The organism is Citrobacter sp. 172116965 (assembly GCF_013458095.1).
GTDB classification, from domain to species: Bacteria; Pseudomonadota; Gammaproteobacteria; order Enterobacterales; family Enterobacteriaceae; genus Citrobacter; species Citrobacter braakii.
In genome coordinates, this window is record NZ_CP046673.1 from 3,108,842 (window position 1) to 3,125,222 (window position 16,381).

Consider the following 16,381-nt stretch of genomic DNA (forward strand, 5'->3'; position numbering starts at 1 on the left):
GAGACAAACCTCGCCGGAGCTACCCTTTACGCGGCGCGGTCTCTGCATGATGACTGCGATGGCGGTGATAACCATCGATCATACTGCGAAAAATTTGCCCCGGTGTGTCACCCAGCGTGCACAGGTAAATATGCGCGCAGATGAACAGTAAGCCCACAATCGCTAACGCCATATGCAGCACCAGCATCACCGGCCCCGCCCCTACCACCTGCGGGTAGAGACATAGCAACCCGGTGATGATCAGTAGTGGAACCAGTGCGTACATGATGGCCAGGTAGGCCAGCTGTTGCAGCGGGTTAAATTTGTCCTCTGCTGTTGCGGCAAACGGGTGCGGCTCACCTTTCATAATGCCATACAGATAAAAGCGTGTTTGCAGCAGGCAGCGTGATATCAACCCGCTAAATTTCACGCGATAATGGCAGCCGTTGCCGCTGGTTGCGTTTATTAACACAAAGCCAATCCAGAAGGCCAGCAATGCGAAGCCACACCAGGTATGTACCTGCACCATTAAGGCCACCGGTCCGACAGAAAAGTGGCCAAACAGGCCGCTCAGCAGAAGCAGGATAAAGAGCAGCGCATTACCCCAGTGCCAGCGGCGGACCGCCAGCGAATAAAGGTAGTCCCGATGCTCTTCGCCGGTTGCCGTTTTGGGCGCCAGCATCCGACGTAACAGCGCGTGCGTGACCAGGCCCGCAATCATCAGCACAATAATAACGCCTGCATAAATGAGCCACAGCGGCCAGTAGTCCGGCGCATAGTTAAGCTCTGCTCCCCAGATAGAATTCATACATTACCCTCCTGATGGATCTCTTTACGCCGATAGACACTTACCGGGCCGCTACGCGTATCCTGCTGGCGATAAACCTCTTTTTGATTAATCCAGTGCTGAATTTCCGGGTCATCGCGACGTCCAAACTTCAGCGCATCCGTCGGACAAACGGAAACGCAGGCTGGCGATTGTCCGACCTCCAGGCGAGTATCGGCGCAGAAGTTACATTTGTCGGCAATCCCCGTTTGTGGGTTGAGGTAGCGGACATGGAACGGGCAAGCGGCAACGCAGTAGTCACAACCAATACAGCGAGACTTATCCACTTGCACAATGCCATTTTCGTCACGAAATGAAGCGCCGGTAGGACAGACGCTGACGCACGGCGCATCTTCACAATGCTGACAGGAAACGCGAACAAACTGGAAGTGGGACAGCACCTCGGGTTCATGTTCGGGTGAACGGATCTGCACTTGTAGGCGACTAAATCCCTCCGGCACGTCATTCAGTACCTTGCAGGCAACCGTACACGCCTGACAGCCAATACAGCGTTTCTCGTCATGCAGCATGACATAAGGGTTTGTTGATTGATTCATGATGTTCTCCTTTCTCATGCCCGACGAAGCGTGACGCCAGCGGTGTGCACCACCGTACCGGAAACCGGACTGGTAACATGCGGAAGCAAATTACCGCAGTGAATACCGTGCGTCGTCGCCGCGGTTTTAGCTCCCGCCTTGGCGCCAAATCCCATATAAACGAACAGCGTATCGGGTCGTATTCCGGCAGTAACCAGCGCTTTGCCTTTTTCCTTACCGGTCGCATTTTCCAGCCAAATCTCATCGCCGTTTTTGATGCCTTTTTCACGGGCCGTTTGCGGGTGGATCCACACCGCGTTATCCCACATCAGCTCACTCAGCAGTGGTACATATTGCGTCGCGCCGTTGGTATGCACCGCCACTTTTCCCTGAATAAAATAGAGTTCATTGTCGCCTTTGAGGGCAAAATTGCGGGCGCGCGGAATACCGTAGCCAGGCAAAAGTGCTTCCAGCTCTTCAGAGTAGAGTTCAATTTTTCCAGACGGGGATTTAAAGCGCAGTTGCTCGCCATAGGTACCATCGCCGTCAACCGCCACTGCGCCCGGATAACGCGCCACAAACTGACGCACTACTTCAGGTTCCCGCAGCAGCAGCGGAATCCCCCACTCCCGATATCCTTTCTGACGCAGTTCAGCGGACAGCGCATGATCGCCATTAAGCTGGTACAGCTGCCGTGTCTGCATATCCTGCCAGGGGTAGAACTGCCCAAGGCCTAACTGCACGGCCAGCTCTTTCCAGATTTGCCAGCTCGGACGCGCATCCCCAATCGGCTCTACAACCTGCTGGCGCAGGGCATAGGCCGGATTCAGGCCCGACATGTCAGAGACTTCTTCATCACGTTCAAGGTAGGTGCATTCGGGTAACAGATAATCGGCATATGCCGCGCTTTCGCTTAAATAGACATCGCAACTGACCACCAGATCGAGTTGTTCGACGGTTTTGACCAGATCAGGCCGACAGGTCACTGTTTGGAAAGGATTGTGGCGGGACATAATCCATCCCTTCACCGGATACGGCGTCTGGTTTAACACGGCATCGATGATGCTTTGCACCACGCCGCCGCCCGCCGCGATGTACTTGAATTGTGGGGCAACCAAATCGATGCGCTGCGCCGTTGGCTTGGGCAATTTGGCATCAGGTTTTGCCAGCACCGGAGCGACCTTCTCTCCGGCCAGCTTATTGTAGGTTGCCGCGGCTTTTTTCTGGTACAAGCCCCCTTCACGCTCAATATTTCCCAGCAGCGCATTGAGGGTGAAAATCATACGCCGCATATCAATTTCTTCTTGCGAAAACGTCGCGCGATGGCCAGGGCTGACGATAGCATGAGGCGCACAGGCGGCCATTTCGCGGGTGACCCGAACAATAACATCAGCAGGCACGTCAGCCTGCTTTTGCGCCCATTCCGGCGTGGTCTCTTGTACCGCTTCGGCCAGTTGGTCAAACCCTGTGGTGTAGCGCGCTACGAAGTCCGCGTCATACAGATGTTCATTAATCATGACGTGACACATGGCCATTAACACCGGCAAGTCGCCGCCCGGCTTGAGCGCATGCCATTCATCCGCCTTGCTGGAGAAAACTGACAAACGGGGATCGAAGCTGACCATTTTTGCGCCCTTTTCCTGCGCGGTCATCAGTTCATGCGTTTCGGCAACCTCAATACCTTCATAGAGATTGTGGCCAAAAGAGACCATATAACGGGTATTGGCGATATCCATAGCCAAATCGCCACCCATCATCACTTTGGCGGCAATCGATTTTCCGGCAGGGCATGTCGACGCATGCGTAAAGGTGTTTGGCGATCCAAACGCCGTTGCCAGCTGAAATAAATGACCCGAAAGCGAACCGGATTTGGAAGAGAATACGACCCCCTGAGGACCATGCTGCGCTTTTATTGCCGTCATTTTTTCAGCAATTTCTTTGTAAGCCTGTTCCCAACTAATAACCTGCCATTCTCCGCTGCCGCGAGGCCCTGTGCGTTTCATGGGTTTGACAATACGGTGCGGGTCGTTGACCAGGCTAACACCACTGCCTCCGCGCGCGCAGACACGCGTGCCTTGTTGAGGCGCATTAGGGTTCCCCTGAATAAAAACCGTCTTGTTATTAATTACCTGTGCCTGTATTGGGCAACGATAAGAACACATTTCGCACAAGCTTGGCGTCAGGGATGTTTTCCCCTTAATGCTCTCTGGAGAATTTCGCGCCAGTGCGCCAGGCGGAAAACTGCCTATCGCGCAGGCCGAGCAACCGATACCCACTCCTCGCAAAAAATTACGCCGACTAATGCTCATATAACCTCCTGTTATTAGATATATCCAATTATTATATGGTGTTTAAATTATTAATTTTTAACCTCACTCACATTTCATTAGAATATAGAGCAGCTAACCGCCAAAATAAAAACCCATTGTTTATAAAAGAATTTTAAAATTTCCAGAACACAACAAATCAGCACCAAATAACAATAATGGTTCTCATTTATATTATTTATCAGCTCATAGATTTCAGAAAATTTATTCCAGTAATTTCCCTTAACAGTGCAAAATTTATTAATCAATTCTATTAAAGCCTGTTCATCTCAATTTTATTGCGTACATCATTCAGCATTGATAATCGCTTTGCTGATTACCTCGCTATTTTTTGGTATTCTTGGACGAGCGCTAAATTGATCCCGGACATAACTGAACAATGAATGACGGCAAGCAGCAACCTGGTTTTCTCTTTCACGATTACGAGACCTTTGGTACCCATCCGGCGCTGGACAGACCCGCGCAATTTGCGGCTATCCGCACAGATAGCGATTTCAACATCATCGGTGAACCTGAAGTCTTTTATTGCAAACCCGCAGACGACTATCTGCCGCAGCCTGAGGCGGTGCTGATAACCGGTATCACACCGCAGGAAGCGCGTGAAAAAGGAGAAAATGAAGCCGCCTTTGCTGCGCGCATCCACGCCCTGTTCACCGTGCCGAAAACCTGTATCCTGGGCTATAACAACGTGCGCTTCGATGATGAAGTGACGCGCAACATCCTGTATCGCAATTTCTACGATCCCTATGCCTGGAGCTGGCAGAACGATAATTCGCGCTGGGATCTGCTGGATGTGATGCGCGCCTGCTATGCCCTGCGTCCTGAAGGAATTAACTGGCCGGAAAACGACGACGGCTTACCCAGCTTTCGCCTGGAACATTTGACCAAAGCCAACGGTATTGAACATGCCAATGCCCACGATGCGATGGCCGATGTATACGCCACAATTGCCATGGCGCAATTAGTGAAGTCGCGCCAGCCGCGCCTGTTTGATTATCTCTACAGCCATCGCAATAAGCACAAGCTGGCCGCACTGATTGATGTCCCGCAAATGAAGCCGCTGGTCCATGTTTCGGGGATGTTCGGCGCATGGCGCGGCAACACCAGTTGGGTGGCGCCATTAGCCTGGCATCCTGAGAATCGCAACGCGGTGATTATGGTCGACTTAGCCGGTGATATTTCACCGCTGCTGGAACTGGACAGCGACGCGCTGCGTGAGCGGCTCTACACTGCTAAAGCTGATCTGGGAGATAACCCAGCCGTGCCGGTTAAACTGGTGCACATCAACAAATGCCCGGTACTGGCACAGGCGAATACCTTGCGCCCGGAAGATGCCGATCGCCTTGGCATTAACCGCCAGCATTGTCTGGATAATCTCAAAATACTGCGCGAAAACCCGCAGGTTCGCGACAAAGTGGTGGCCATCTTCGCCGATGCGGAACCCTTTACGCCATCAGATAACGTAGACGCACAGTTGTACAATGGTTTTTTCAGCGATGCCGACCGTGCCGCGATGAAAATCGTCCTGGAAACTGAGCCGCGCAATTTACCGGCGCTGGATATCTCCTTTGTCGATAAGCGCATTGAAAAGCTGCTGTTTAACTACCGCGCACGTAACTTCCCCGGAACGCTGGATGAAGCCGAACAGCAGCGCTGGCTGGACCATCGTCGTCAAATATTCACGCCGGAGTTTTTGCAAAATTACGCCAATGAATTGCAGATGCTGAGCCAGCAATATGCAGATAACAAAGAGAAACTGATGCTGCTGAAGTCACTCTGGCAGTATGCGCAAGAGATTGTATAACTCCCACGTATAAAAAAACCGGAGAACATGTCTCCGGTTTTTTTTATCTAAATACAGCTATTACGCGATATCTTCGTCGTACTGTGGCACCGGGTTACGGAAGCTTTTGGTCACGCAAGCCAGGTAAATCAGACCAATAGCGGCCCAGATCAGACCCAGAACCATTGAGCTCTCTTCCAGGTTCACCCACAGCGCACCAACGGTCAACGCACCGCACATTGGCAGGAACAGATACTGGAAGTGGTCTTTCAGCGTCTTGTTACGCTTCTCACGGATCCAGAACTGGGAGATCACCGACAGGTTAACGAAGGTAAACGCCACCAGCGCACCGAAGTTAATCAGCGCCGTCGCCATCACCAGGTCGAAGTTAATTGCCAGCAGAGCAATCGCACCAACCAGAATGATGTTCATGGACGGAGTACGCCATTTCGGGTGGACATAACCGAAGAAACTTTTCGGGAACACACCGTCACGCCCCATCACATACATCAGACGCGCTACGCCTGCATGCGCCGCCATACCTGACGCCAGTACGGTAATGGTAGAGAAAATCAGCGCGCCGACCTGGAAGAACTTACCAGCGACATACAGCATGATTTCCGGCTGCGAAGCGTCCGGATCCTTGAAGCGCGAGATATCCGGGAAGTACAGCTGCAACAGATAGGTGGAGACGATAAAGATCAGGCCACCAATCAGCGCGGTCAGGAAAATCGCCCGCGGGATCACACGTTCAGCGTCTTTGGTTTCTTCAGACAGGTTGCTGATACCGTCAAAACCGGTGAACGAGAAGCACAGGATAGTCGCTCCCGTGATCATCGGGATCACATGCGCATCACCTGACCAGAACGGACGGCTGCTCGCCAGTGTACCGGCACCTTCCCCTTCGAACACGCCATAAACGACCATGCCGAGGATCACTGCAATCAGCACCACCTGCAACAACACGATGACGGTGTTGAAATTCGCAACAGATTTCAGGCTTCGCAGGTTAAAGGCAGTCATAAAGGCCACCAGCGCCACCACGAATATCCATGACGGTATCGACGGCACCAGAGCTTCAAAATAAATTTTCGCCAACAGAATGTTGATCATCGGTGCGAACAGGTAGTCCAGCAGTGATGACCAACCCACCATAAAGCCAACGGTCGGGCTAATGGATTTCTGGGCGTAAGTGTAGGCAGAGCCTGCAGACGGATAGCGACGCACCAGTTTACCGTAGCTCAGTGCGGTAAAGAGGATGGCGATCAGTGCAAAGGCGTAAGCTGTCGGGACGTGACCATCGGTCATTCCTGATACGATACCGAATGTATCGAACAGCGTCATCGGCTGCATATAGGCAAGGCCCATCATGACAACCGGAACCAGCGTAAGCGTTTTACGTAATTCCACGCGAGAGGTGTTTGGAGTAGCGTTATGCGACATGGTTATCCCCCATTACGGCGAAAACCGTCGCGTAAGCAAAAAATTGCCCCATTTTTTGTTAATCCTCAGCGACAACAACTGTCGATTTTTAAGTAAGTATCTATCCGGTACGAAGCCCGGCCTCTTTTATGAATGATTGGTTTGATGCAAAAAAATAACCGACGCGTATTAAAACGTCGGTTAATGTCATTTTTTGCAAGCGGCGTATTTTGCACTAATTTAGAGAGAAATAACAAGAGATTGAAGCTACTACAAAAGAATATTTTTTCTTAACTGATTGATTTATCAGCAGCCGTTTTAACGTACACCCCCGCAATAGCACTATTTGCTAAAATCTCATCCCGCCACCAGGCACTGGCCAACCCGGCAGTCTGTTCATTCCAACCTATCCACACGGGTTCAAAGATAATTTGTGCGACCACCTTTTTCTCAATCAGAGCGCCGCTCTCCAGAAATCGCTGCGCCAGATAGCGCGGAATATAGCCGCATCCCAGACCACTGATTTGCAGTTCCAGCTTGGTTTTGAAGTCAAAAACGGTGATGGCTTCCTGATCGTCAAGCACCTGGGAGCCGGAGACGTTGGCATGCTGTGCATTGTCGCCCACCACAATCGCGCGAAAACGCCGAATAGTGCGACGATTCAACGGCTCCTGTTCCTGCGCCAGCGGATGATGCGACGCAACCACAAACACCTGCTCCAGAACCCCTAGCTGCGCAAAGCCAAATTCGCTCGCGGCAGGCGGCTCATGCGTGGCGCCGACAATAATATCCGCCCGCCCCTGAGTGAGGGCATCCCAGGAGCCGCCCAGCACGCCATTGATAAATTTCAGGCGCGTCACACTGTGGTGTTGATAGAAAGATTCGATGAGTGGGGCCAGCAGCGAAAAGGGAAACGTATCATCTACGCCAATAACCAGTTCATTCTCCCAACCTTCATGAAGTTTAATCGCCTGCTTTTCGAGTTCGCGGACGGTGTGCAACACCTCCCGCCCCTTTTCCAGCAGCATCTGTCCGGTACGGGTAAACTTAGCCCGATGTCCGCTGCGATCGAGTAGCTGAATATTAAGATCGCTTTCCAGCTTATGGACGGTGTAGCTAAGCGCAGACGGCGTCTTAAACAATTTTGCCGACGCCGCAGCGAAACTGCCCTCTTTTTCCAACGCATCGAGGATGATAAGAACGTCCAGCAGTGGTTTCATACTCGCCCCCTGGCGGTATCAGCGGCACTCTGCTGGTCTGTCACTCCATCGGCATCACCAGCGGGTCAGGATACTGGTACTCAAACCCAAGCTCGTTACAAATACGGTTGCCATCAATGACTTTACCTTTACCGTTATCCTCATTGCCACGAAATTCCGGCGGCTCCATCCCCAACTGGCGGGCCATCTGTGGATAGAACACATTGCGCGCCGGATGCATAGGCGCACATATATTATAGATGTGTCCCCCTTTTGGCGCTTGCAGCAGCAAAGAGATGGCGGAAACCACATCATCCAGATGCACCAGATTGACGCCATGGTGTCCATCTGGCGCCGTCTTGCCAGCGAAAAAACGACCGGGATGTCTTCCCGGGCCGACAAGTCCGGCCAGGCGCAAAATATCCACCGAAGTGCCGGGTAAATTGTGCAACCAGTCTTCAAGTTCTTTCAATACGCGACCACTTGCCGTGACCGGGTTACGCGGAGTCCCTTCTTTCACGATGCCTTGTGCATCGCCATAGACCGACGTCGAACTGGTAAAAATAATCCGCGGGATACGGTACGCCAGCGCACTGTCGACCAGCTCCTGCATAGCCTGCAGGTAAAATGTCTCCCCCGGACCGCTACGGCGCGCAGGTAGCGTAATAACCAGCGCGTCGGCGTCCATCAGTGCGTCGAGATCGTCTGTCTCACAGACCAGTTCAGGCTCCAGGCGCAGCGAGTAGCTCTCTATACCACTCATGCGGGCCGCTTCCACCCCATCCAATGTGGTTTTGCTGCCGGTAACCTGCCAGCCTCTCGCCGCCAGCGACATAGCTAACGGCATGCCTAACCAACCTAAACCGACAATTGCGACCTTTTTCATGCCTTCTCTCCTGACTTTTGGCGTATAACGCAAGGCTACGCTAGCCCACAGTGGCTGACAATTCATAGTATCAATATGAAATGAATTAATGATCAAAAAAAGCCCTTGCTTTCCGTAGCTAAAGTGGTTTAGGTTAAAAGACATCAAATGAATAAACATTCATCGAGAAAATTTATGACACGCGCTCAATTCAAACACCATCATCACCATCATCCTGACTAGTCTTTCAGGCGATGTGTGCTGGGAGACATTTAAATCTTCCAGCGGTGCGTGAGCGAATGAGAAAGCCCCCGGAAGATTTCTTCCGGGGGCTTTTTTTTGTGCGTGACCCAAACTGATTCAGACAGGATAACGAGGAATAAAGAATGTTAGATAACACCCGTTTACGCATAGCTATGCAGAAATCAGGTCGTTTAAGCGATGATTCACGCGAATTGCTGGCCCGTTGCGGCATTAAAATTAATCTTCACACCCAGCGCCTGATCGCGATGGCTGAGAATATGCCGATCGATATTCTGCGCGTGCGTGATGACGATATTCCGGGTCTGGTGATGGACGGCGTCGTAGATCTCGGCATCATCGGGGAAAACGTTCTCGAAGAGGAACTGCTCAACCGCCGGGCCCAGGGTGAAGATCCGCGCTATTTTACCCTGCGTCGTCTGGACTTCGGCGGCTGCCGTCTTTCGCTGGCTACCCCGGTTGATGAAGCCTGGGATGGCCCGGCAGCGCTGAACGGTAAGCGTATCGCTACCTCTTACCCACACCTGCTTAAACGTTATCTTGATCAAAAAGGGGTGTCGTTTAAATCCTGTCTGTTAAACGGCTCTGTAGAAGTCGCTCCCCGCGCAGGTCTGGCTGATGCGATTTGCGATCTGGTGTCAACCGGAGCCACGCTTGAAGCCAACGGTCTGCGTGAAGTAGAAGTGATTTACCGCTCTAAAGCCTGCCTGATTCAGCGCGACGGCGAAATGGCCGAAGCCAAGCAACAACTGATCGACAAACTGCTGACCCGTATTCAGGGGGTTATTCAGGCACGTGAATCAAAATACATCATGATGCACGCACCGAGCGAACGTCTGGACGAAGTCATCGCCCTACTGCCAGGCGCTGAGCGCCCTACCATTCTGCCACTGGCAGGTGACCAACAGCGCGTAGCCATGCACATGGTCAGCAGCGAAACCCTGTTCTGGGAAACGATGGAAAAACTGAAAGCGCTCGGCGCCAGCTCCATTCTGGTGCTGCCGATTGAGAAGATGATGGAGTGATAGCCATGAGCTTCAATACCCTGATCGACTGGAATAGCCGTAGTCCCGAGCAGCAGCGCGAACTGCTGATGCGCCCGGCGATATCCGCCTCTGAAAGCATCAGCCGCACGGTGGCCGAGATTCTTGAGAACGTCAAAAATAACGGCGACCGGGCGCTGCGTGAATACAGTGCAAAGTTTGACAAAACCGAGGTCGGCGCGCTGCGCGTCACCGAAGAAGAAATTCAGCAAGCCAGTAGCCGCCTGAGCGACGAGCTGAAACAAGCCATGCAGGCGGCGGTGCGTAATATTGATGCGTTCCACACCGCGCAAATCCTGCCGCCGGTGGATATTGAAACTCAGCCTGGCGTGCGCTGCCAGCAGGTTACTCGCCCTATCGCCTCCGTGGGGCTGTATATTCCAGGGGGTTCGGCACCGCTCTTCTCTACCGTATTAATGCTGGCGACCCCGGCGCGTATCGCTGGCTGCAAAAAAGTGGTGCTCTGCTCACCGCCGCCGATTGCCGATGAAATCCTCTACGCCGCGCAACTGTGTGGCGTAAAAGAGGTGTTCAACGTGGGCGGCGCGCAGGCAATTGCCGCGCTGGCGCTGGGTACCGAATCTATTCCTAAGGTCGATAAAATTTTCGGGCCAGGCAATGCGTATGTGACCGAAGCCAAACGTCAGGTCAGCCAACGTCTTGACGGCGCGGCTATCGACATGCCTGCGGGCCCGTCTGAAGTGCTGGTTATTGCCGACAGCGGCGCGACGCCTGACTTTGTTGCTTCCGACCTGCTTTCTCAGGCCGAACACGGCCCCGACTCGCAGGTTATCCTGCTGACGCCAGACGCTACGCTTGCCGAAGGCGTGGCCAAAGCCGTTGAACGCCAGCTTGCCGAGCTTTCCCGCGCCGACACCGCACGTCAGGCGCTCGCCGCCAGCCGACTGATCGTCGCCAAAGATCTTGAGCAATGCGTGGCCATCTCTAACGCCTACGGCCCGGAGCACCTGATTATTCAGACCCGTAACGCGCGTGAACTGGTTGACGATATCACCAGCGCTGGTTCGGTCTTCCTGGGTGACTGGTCTCCTGAGTCGGCTGGCGACTATGCTTCCGGCACCAACCACGTTCTTCCGACCTACGGCTATACCGCAACCTGCTCAAGCCTTGGGCTGGCTGATTTCCAGAAACGGATGACGGTACAGGAATTAACTCCCCAAGGTTTCTCTGCCCTGGCCTCCACCATTGAAACACTGGCCGCTGCTGAACGACTGACTGCCCACAAAAATGCCGTCACCCTGCGTGTTAACGCCCTGAAGGAGCAAGCATGAGCACTGACAACTTTCTCAGCGTCACTGATTTAGCCCGTAAGAATGTTCGCGAGTTAACGCCCTATCAGTCTGCCCGTCGTCTTGGCGGTAACGGGGACGTGTGGCTCAACGCGAATGAGTACCCAACCGCCGTTGAGTTCCAGCTACGCCAGCAGACGCTGAACCGCTATCCGGAGTGTCAGCCGAAAGCCGTAATTGATAATTACGCGCAATATGCTGGCGTCAAACCAGAGCAGGTGCTGGTCAGCCGCGGCGCAGATGAAGGGATCGAACTGCTGGTGCGCGCTTTTTGCGAACCCGGTAAAGATGCCATTCTCTACTGTCCGCCGACTTACGGCATGTACAGCGTCAGCGCCGAAACGATTGGCGTTGAATGCCGCACCGTCCCGACCCTGGATAACTGGCAACTGGATTTACAAGGCATCGCAGACAAGCTTGATGGCGTGAAAGTGGTCTACGTATGCAGCCCCAATAACCCAACCTGCCAGCTGATAAATCCGCAGGACCTACGTTCACTGCTCGAAATGACGCAGGGTAAAGCCATCGTGGTCGCTGATGAGGCCTATATTGAGTTTTGTCCGCAGGCTACGCTGGCAGGCTGGCTGTCTGAGTATCCGCATCTGGCAGTATTACGTACGCTGTCCAAAGCGTTTGCTCTCGCCGGTTTACGCTGCGGATTTACGCTGGCGAATGAAGAGGTTATCAATCTGCTGTTAAAGGTGATTGCTCCCTACCCGCTTTCTACCCCGGTAGCGGATATCGCCGCCCAGGCGCTGACGCCACAAGGGATTTCCGCCATGCGCCAACGCGTAGAGCAGATCCTTCAAGAGCGTCAGTATCTGGTGGAGAACCTGAAAACCATTCGCTGTGTAGAGCAGGTTTTTGACTCTGAAACCAACTATGTTCTGGCGCGCTTCACCGCATCAAGCAGCGTATTTAAATCTTTGTGGGATCAGGGCATTATCTTACGAGATCAGAATAAACAACCTTCATTAAGCGGCTGCCTGCGAATTACTGTCGGAACCCGCGAAGAGAGCCAGCGCGTCATTGACGCCTTACGTGCGGAGCAAGTATGAGCCAGAAGTATCTTTTTATTGACCGTGATGGAACCCTGATTTCAGAACCGCCAAGTGACTTTCAGGTCGATCGCTTTGACAAACTCGCCTTCGAGCCGGACGTCGTTCCCGTTTTGCTGAAGCTGCAAAAAGCCGGCTTTAAGCTGGTGATGATTACTAACCAGGATGGACTCGGTACGCAGAGCTTCCCGCAGGCCGATTTTGACGGTCCGCATAACCTGATGATGCAAATATTCACCTCTCAGGGCGTAGCATTCGATGAGGTGCTAATCTGCCCGCACCTGCCAGCGGACGCGTGTGATTGCCGTAAGCCAAAAGTGAAACTGGTTGAGCAGTATCTGGTTGAACAGGCCATGGATGTGGCAAACAGCTACGTCATTGGTGATCGGGCGACCGATATTCAGCTCGCAGAAAACATGGGCATTAGCGGATTACGCTACCACCGTGACACCCTGAACTGGGCGATGATCGGTGAGCAGTTGACCAAGCGAGACCGCTACGCGCACGTTGAGCGCAATACCAAAGAGACGCAGATTGACGTCAAAGTCTGGCTGGACCGCGAAGGCCGTAGCAAAATCAATACCGGCGTTGGCTTCTTTGACCACATGCTGGATCAAATCGCCACCCACGGCGGTTTTCGCATGGAGATTGCCGTCAAAGGCGATCTGTATATTGACGATCACCACACCGTTGAAGATACCGGTCTGGCGCTGGGTGAAGCCTTAAAGCTGGCATTAGGCGATAAACGCGGTATCAACCGTTTTGGTTTTGTGCTGCCGATGGACGAGTGCCTGGCACGTTGCGCGCTGGATATCTCGGGGCGTCCGCACCTGGAATACCGCGCGGAATTTACCTACCAGCGCGTTGGCGATCTGAGCACAGAGATGATTGAACACTTCTTCCGTTCACTCTCTTACACCATGGGTGTCACCTTGCACCTGAAAACCAAAGGGAAAAATGACCACCACCGTGTGGAGAGCCTGTTTAAAGCCTTTGGCCGTACGCTGCGTCAGGCTATTCGCGTAGAAGGCGATACGCTGCCCTCCTCGAAAGGAGTGCTGTAATGAACGTGGTGATCCTTGATACCGGCTGCGCCAACCTGCACTCGGTGAAATCCGCCGTCGCACGCCATGGATACGACCCGGTTGTCAGCCGTGACCCGGACGTAGTGCTGCGTGCCGATAAACTGTTTCTACCGGGCGTCGGTACCGCTCAGGCGGCTATGGACCAGTTGCACGAGCGTGAACTGATTGAACTGATTAAAGCTTGTACGCAACCGGTACTGGGGATCTGTTTAGGCATGCAACTGCTTGGCCGCCGCAGCGAAGAGAGTAACGGTGTCTCTCTGCTGGGCATTATTGAGCAGGACGTTCCGAAGATGACCGATTTCGGTCTGCCGCTGCCGCATATGGGCTGGAATCGCGTCTATCCGCAGGCGGGAAATCGTCTGTTCCAGGGCATTGAAGATGGCGCGTATTTCTACTTTGTACACAGCTATGCTATGCCGGTGAACCCGTGGACCATCGCCCAGTGCCATTACGGCGAACCATTTACCGCGGCAGTACAAAAGGACAATTTCTTTGGCGTGCAGTTTCACCCTGAACGCTCGGGCGCGGCTGGGGCGCAGTTGCTGAAAAACTTTCTGGAGATGTAATGATTATTCCGGCATTAGATTTAATCGACGGCACGGTGGTGCGTCTTCATCAGGGCGATTACGCAACGCAACGTGATTATGGCAACGATCCTCTCCCCCGTTTACAGGATTACGCAGCTCAGGGTGCCGAAGTACTGCACCTGGTTGATTTGACTGGCGCGAAAGACCCGGCGCAGCGGCAGATCCCACTGATTAAAACGCTGGTCGCTGGAGTCAATGTTCCGGTACAGGTTGGCGGTGGCGTGCGTACTGAATCGGACGTTGCGGCGCTGCTTGACGCAGGCGTGGCGCGCGTGGTGGTAGGTTCGACGGCAGTAAAATCCCCCGAGGTAGTCAAGAGCTGGTTTGCCCGTTTTGGCGCCGACGCGCTGGTACTGGCGCTGGACGTTCGTATTGACGAGCGCGGTAATAAACAGGTAGCGGTTAGCGGCTGGCAGGAAGATTCCGGGGTTTCTCTGGAAGAACTGGTTGAGACCTATCTCCCCGTCGGCCTGAAGCACGTGCTGTGCACCGATATCTCCCGCGACGGTACGCTGGCTGGCTCAAACGTCGCGCTTTATGAAGAAGTGTGCGCCAAATATCCGCAGGTAGCATTCCAGTCATCTGGCGGCATTGGCGGGATCGAGGACGTAGCAGCCCTGCGTGGAACCGGCGTACGCGGCGTGATCGTCGGACGCGCCCTGCTGGAAGGTAAGTTCACCGTTGAGGAGGCCATTCAATGCTGGCAAAACGCATAATTCCTTGTCTGGACGTTCGTGATGGGCAGGTGGTAAAAGGCGTCCAGTTTCGCAATCACGAGATTATTGGTGACATTGTCCCGCTGGCAAAACGCTATGCCGATGAAGGCGCAGATGAACTGGTGTTCTACGATATCACCGCCTCCAGCGATGGCCGCGTAGTGGATAAAAGCTGGGTATCTCGCGTGGCGGAAGTGATCGATATTCCGTTCTGCGTTGCCGGTGGCATTAAATCCATCGACGATGCGGCGCGCATCCTCTCCTTCGGGGCGGATAAAATCTCTATCAACTCCCCGGCGCTGGCCGAACCGGAGCTTATCACTCGTCTGGCTGACCGCTTTGGCGTGCAGTGTATCGTGGTAGGCATTGATACCTGGTATGACGCCGAAACCGGCAGATATCATGTTAATCAATATACCGGGGATGAAAGCCGTACCCGCGTCACGCAGTGGGAAATGCTGGACTGGGTGCAGGAAGTACAAAAACGCGGCGCAGGCGAAATCGTCCTGAACATGATGAACCAGGACGGCGTGCGTAACGGCTACGATCTGGAGCAACTGAAAAAAGTGCGCGACGTTTGCCATGTACCGCTGATTGCCTCCGGCGGCGCGGGCACCATGGAACACTTCCTTGAAGCATTCCGGGACGCCGACGTTGACGGCGCGCTTGCCGCCTCCGTCTTTCACAAGCAAATTATTAATATTGGCGAATTAAAAGCGTACCTGGCAACACAGGGCGTGGAGATCAGGATATGTTAACGAAGCAACAATGCCGCGAGCTGGACTGGGAAAAAACCGACGGACTGATGCCAGTCATCGTGCAGCATGCGGTTTCCGGTGAGGTACTAATGCTGGGTTATATGAACCCGGAAGCACTGGATAAAACGGTTGAAAGCGGCAAAGTGACCTTTTTCTCGCGGACCAAACAGCGCCTGTGGACCAAGGGTGAAACCTCCGGTCACTTCCTGAACGTGGTGAGCATCGCGCCCGACTGCGACAACGACACCCTGCTGGTGCTGGTTAACCCGATTGGCCCGACCTGCCATAAAGGCACCTCAAGCTGCTTTGGCGATGCCAGCCACCAGTGGCTGTTCCTGTATCAACTGGAGCAACTACTGGTCGAACGTAAAACCGCTGACCCGGCAAGCTCCTACACTGCGAAGCTGTATGCCAGCGGCACTAAACGTATTGCCCAGAAGGTAGGCGAAGAAGGCGTAGAGACCGCGCTGGCCGCAACCGTGAACGATCGTTTCGAACTGACCAATGAAGCCTCTGATCTGATGTATCACCTGCTGGTTCTGCTGCAGGATCAGGACCTCGACCTGACGACGGTGATTGAGAATTTACGCAAAAGACATCAGTAATAGACAGATACCGGCACT

Annotated in this window: 16 protein-coding genes, 1 pseudogene and 1 other annotated feature; of the genes and pseudogenes, 10 read left to right on the forward strand and 7 right to left on the reverse strand. The window is 53.5% G+C overall.

Annotation, left to right across the window (positions count from 1 at the left end; translation table 11 throughout):
* Nucleotides 1-19: 19 nt before the first annotated feature.
* From phsC to phsA, 3 genes are read right to left on the reverse strand one after another with little or no spacing between them, the layout of a single operon-like run.
* Nucleotides 20-787 (reverse strand): thiosulfate reductase cytochrome B subunit, encoded by a 768-nt coding sequence (phsC, locus tag GPJ68_RS15220; RefSeq protein ID WP_032319018.1) that lies wholly within the window; start codon nucleotides 785-787, stop codon nucleotides 20-22.
* On the reverse strand, nucleotides 784-1,362 hold the full coding sequence (phsB, locus tag GPJ68_RS15225; protein WP_016153548.1) for a thiosulfate reductase electron transport protein PhsB: 579 nt from the start codon (nucleotides 1,360-1,362) through the stop codon (nucleotides 784-786). Before phsB ends, phsC begins: the two co-directional genes overlap by 4 nt.
* 14 nt (nucleotides 1,363-1,376) lie before the next feature.
* The gene (gene phsA, locus GPJ68_RS15230; protein ID WP_104651486.1) at nucleotides 1,377-3,650 is read right to left on the reverse strand and encodes a thiosulfate reductase PhsA; all 2,274 of its coding nucleotides are present in this window, start codon (nucleotides 3,648-3,650) and stop codon (nucleotides 1,377-1,379) included.
* A gap of 397 nt (nucleotides 3,651-4,047) precedes the next feature.
* Between phsA and sbcB the strand changes: the two genes are divergently transcribed.
* Nucleotides 4,048-5,472 (forward strand): exodeoxyribonuclease I, encoded by a 1,425-nt coding sequence (sbcB, locus tag GPJ68_RS15235; RefSeq protein ID WP_016153550.1) that lies wholly within the window; start codon nucleotides 4,048-4,050, stop codon nucleotides 5,470-5,472.
* A gap of 60 nt (nucleotides 5,473-5,532) precedes the next feature.
* On the opposite strand, the gene plaP is transcribed toward sbcB, so the two are convergent.
* From plaP to GPJ68_RS15255, 4 genes and pseudogenes are all read right to left on the reverse strand, one after another.
* Entirely contained in the window at nucleotides 5,533-6,894 is a 1,362-nt protein-coding gene (plaP, locus tag GPJ68_RS15240) for a putrescine/proton symporter PlaP (RefSeq protein WP_016153551.1), read from the reverse strand.
* Nucleotides 6,884-6,946, reverse strand: coding sequence for a membrane protein YoeI (yoeI, locus tag GPJ68_RS25400; protein WP_099045591.1), 63 nt, complete (start codon nucleotides 6,944-6,946; stop codon nucleotides 6,884-6,886). Before yoeI ends, plaP begins: the two co-directional genes overlap by 11 nt.
* A gap of 162 nt (nucleotides 6,947-7,108) precedes the next feature.
* A pseudogene (locus GPJ68_RS15250) lies at nucleotides 7,109-8,093 on the reverse strand (LysR substrate-binding domain-containing protein).
* A gap of 40 nt (nucleotides 8,094-8,133) precedes the next feature.
* Nucleotides 8,134-8,958, reverse strand: a complete 825-nt coding sequence (locus GPJ68_RS15255) for an SDR family oxidoreductase (RefSeq protein WP_016156891.1) — start codon at nucleotides 8,956-8,958, stop codon at nucleotides 8,134-8,136.
* Nucleotides 8,959-9,132: 174 nt separating this feature from the next.
* On the opposite strand from GPJ68_RS15255, the gene hisL reads away from it, so the two are divergent.
* From hisL to hisIE, 9 genes are all read left to right on the forward strand, one after another.
* A complete protein-coding gene (gene hisL, locus GPJ68_RS15260; RefSeq protein WP_100250077.1) occupies nucleotides 9,133-9,180 on the forward strand; it encodes a his operon leader peptide in 48 nt (15 codons plus the stop codon).
* Nucleotides 9,156-9,278: a sequence feature (His leader region), on the forward strand. It overlaps the preceding gene by 25 nt.
* A 45-nt stretch (nucleotides 9,279-9,323) precedes the next feature.
* Nucleotides 9,324-10,223 (forward strand): ATP phosphoribosyltransferase, encoded by a 900-nt coding sequence (gene hisG, locus GPJ68_RS15265; RefSeq protein WP_003834191.1) that lies wholly within the window; start codon nucleotides 9,324-9,326, stop codon nucleotides 10,221-10,223.
* 5 nt (nucleotides 10,224-10,228) lie between these two features.
* Complete coding sequence (gene hisD, locus GPJ68_RS15270; protein ID WP_104651484.1) at nucleotides 10,229-11,533, forward strand: histidinol dehydrogenase; 1,305 nt, start codon at nucleotides 10,229-10,231, stop codon at nucleotides 11,531-11,533.
* The gene (gene hisC, locus GPJ68_RS15275) at nucleotides 11,530-12,609 is read left to right on the forward strand and encodes a histidinol-phosphate transaminase (RefSeq protein WP_104651483.1); all 1,080 of its coding nucleotides are present in this window, start codon (nucleotides 11,530-11,532) and stop codon (nucleotides 12,607-12,609) included. Before hisD ends, hisC begins: the two co-directional genes overlap by 4 nt.
* Nucleotides 12,606-13,673: a bifunctional histidinol-phosphatase/imidazoleglycerol-phosphate dehydratase HisB gene (hisB, locus tag GPJ68_RS15280; RefSeq protein WP_016153556.1), complete on the forward strand. Its 1,068-nt coding sequence runs from the start codon at nucleotides 12,606-12,608 to the stop codon at nucleotides 13,671-13,673. The genes hisC and hisB overlap by 4 nt, the downstream gene beginning before the upstream one ends.
* On the forward strand, nucleotides 13,673-14,263 hold the full coding sequence (gene hisH / locus GPJ68_RS15285; protein ID WP_003030129.1) for an imidazole glycerol phosphate synthase subunit HisH: 591 nt from the start codon (nucleotides 13,673-13,675) through the stop codon (nucleotides 14,261-14,263). The genes hisB and hisH overlap by 1 nt, the downstream gene beginning before the upstream one ends.
* Nucleotides 14,263-15,000, forward strand: coding sequence for a 1-(5-phosphoribosyl)-5-[(5-phosphoribosylamino)methylideneamino]imidazole-4-carboxamide isomerase (hisA, locus tag GPJ68_RS15290; protein ID WP_019077115.1), 738 nt, complete (start codon nucleotides 14,263-14,265; stop codon nucleotides 14,998-15,000). The genes hisH and hisA overlap by 1 nt, the downstream gene beginning before the upstream one ends.
* Nucleotides 14,982-15,758, forward strand: a complete 777-nt coding sequence (hisF, locus tag GPJ68_RS15295) for an imidazole glycerol phosphate synthase subunit HisF (RefSeq protein ID WP_104651482.1) — start codon at nucleotides 14,982-14,984, stop codon at nucleotides 15,756-15,758. Before hisA ends, hisF begins: the two co-directional genes overlap by 19 nt.
* Nucleotides 15,752-16,363, forward strand: coding sequence for a bifunctional phosphoribosyl-AMP cyclohydrolase/phosphoribosyl-ATP diphosphatase HisIE (gene hisIE / locus GPJ68_RS15300; RefSeq protein ID WP_104651481.1), 612 nt, complete (start codon nucleotides 15,752-15,754; stop codon nucleotides 16,361-16,363). The genes hisF and hisIE overlap by 7 nt, the downstream gene beginning before the upstream one ends.
* Nucleotides 16,364-16,381 lie beyond the last annotated feature (18 nt).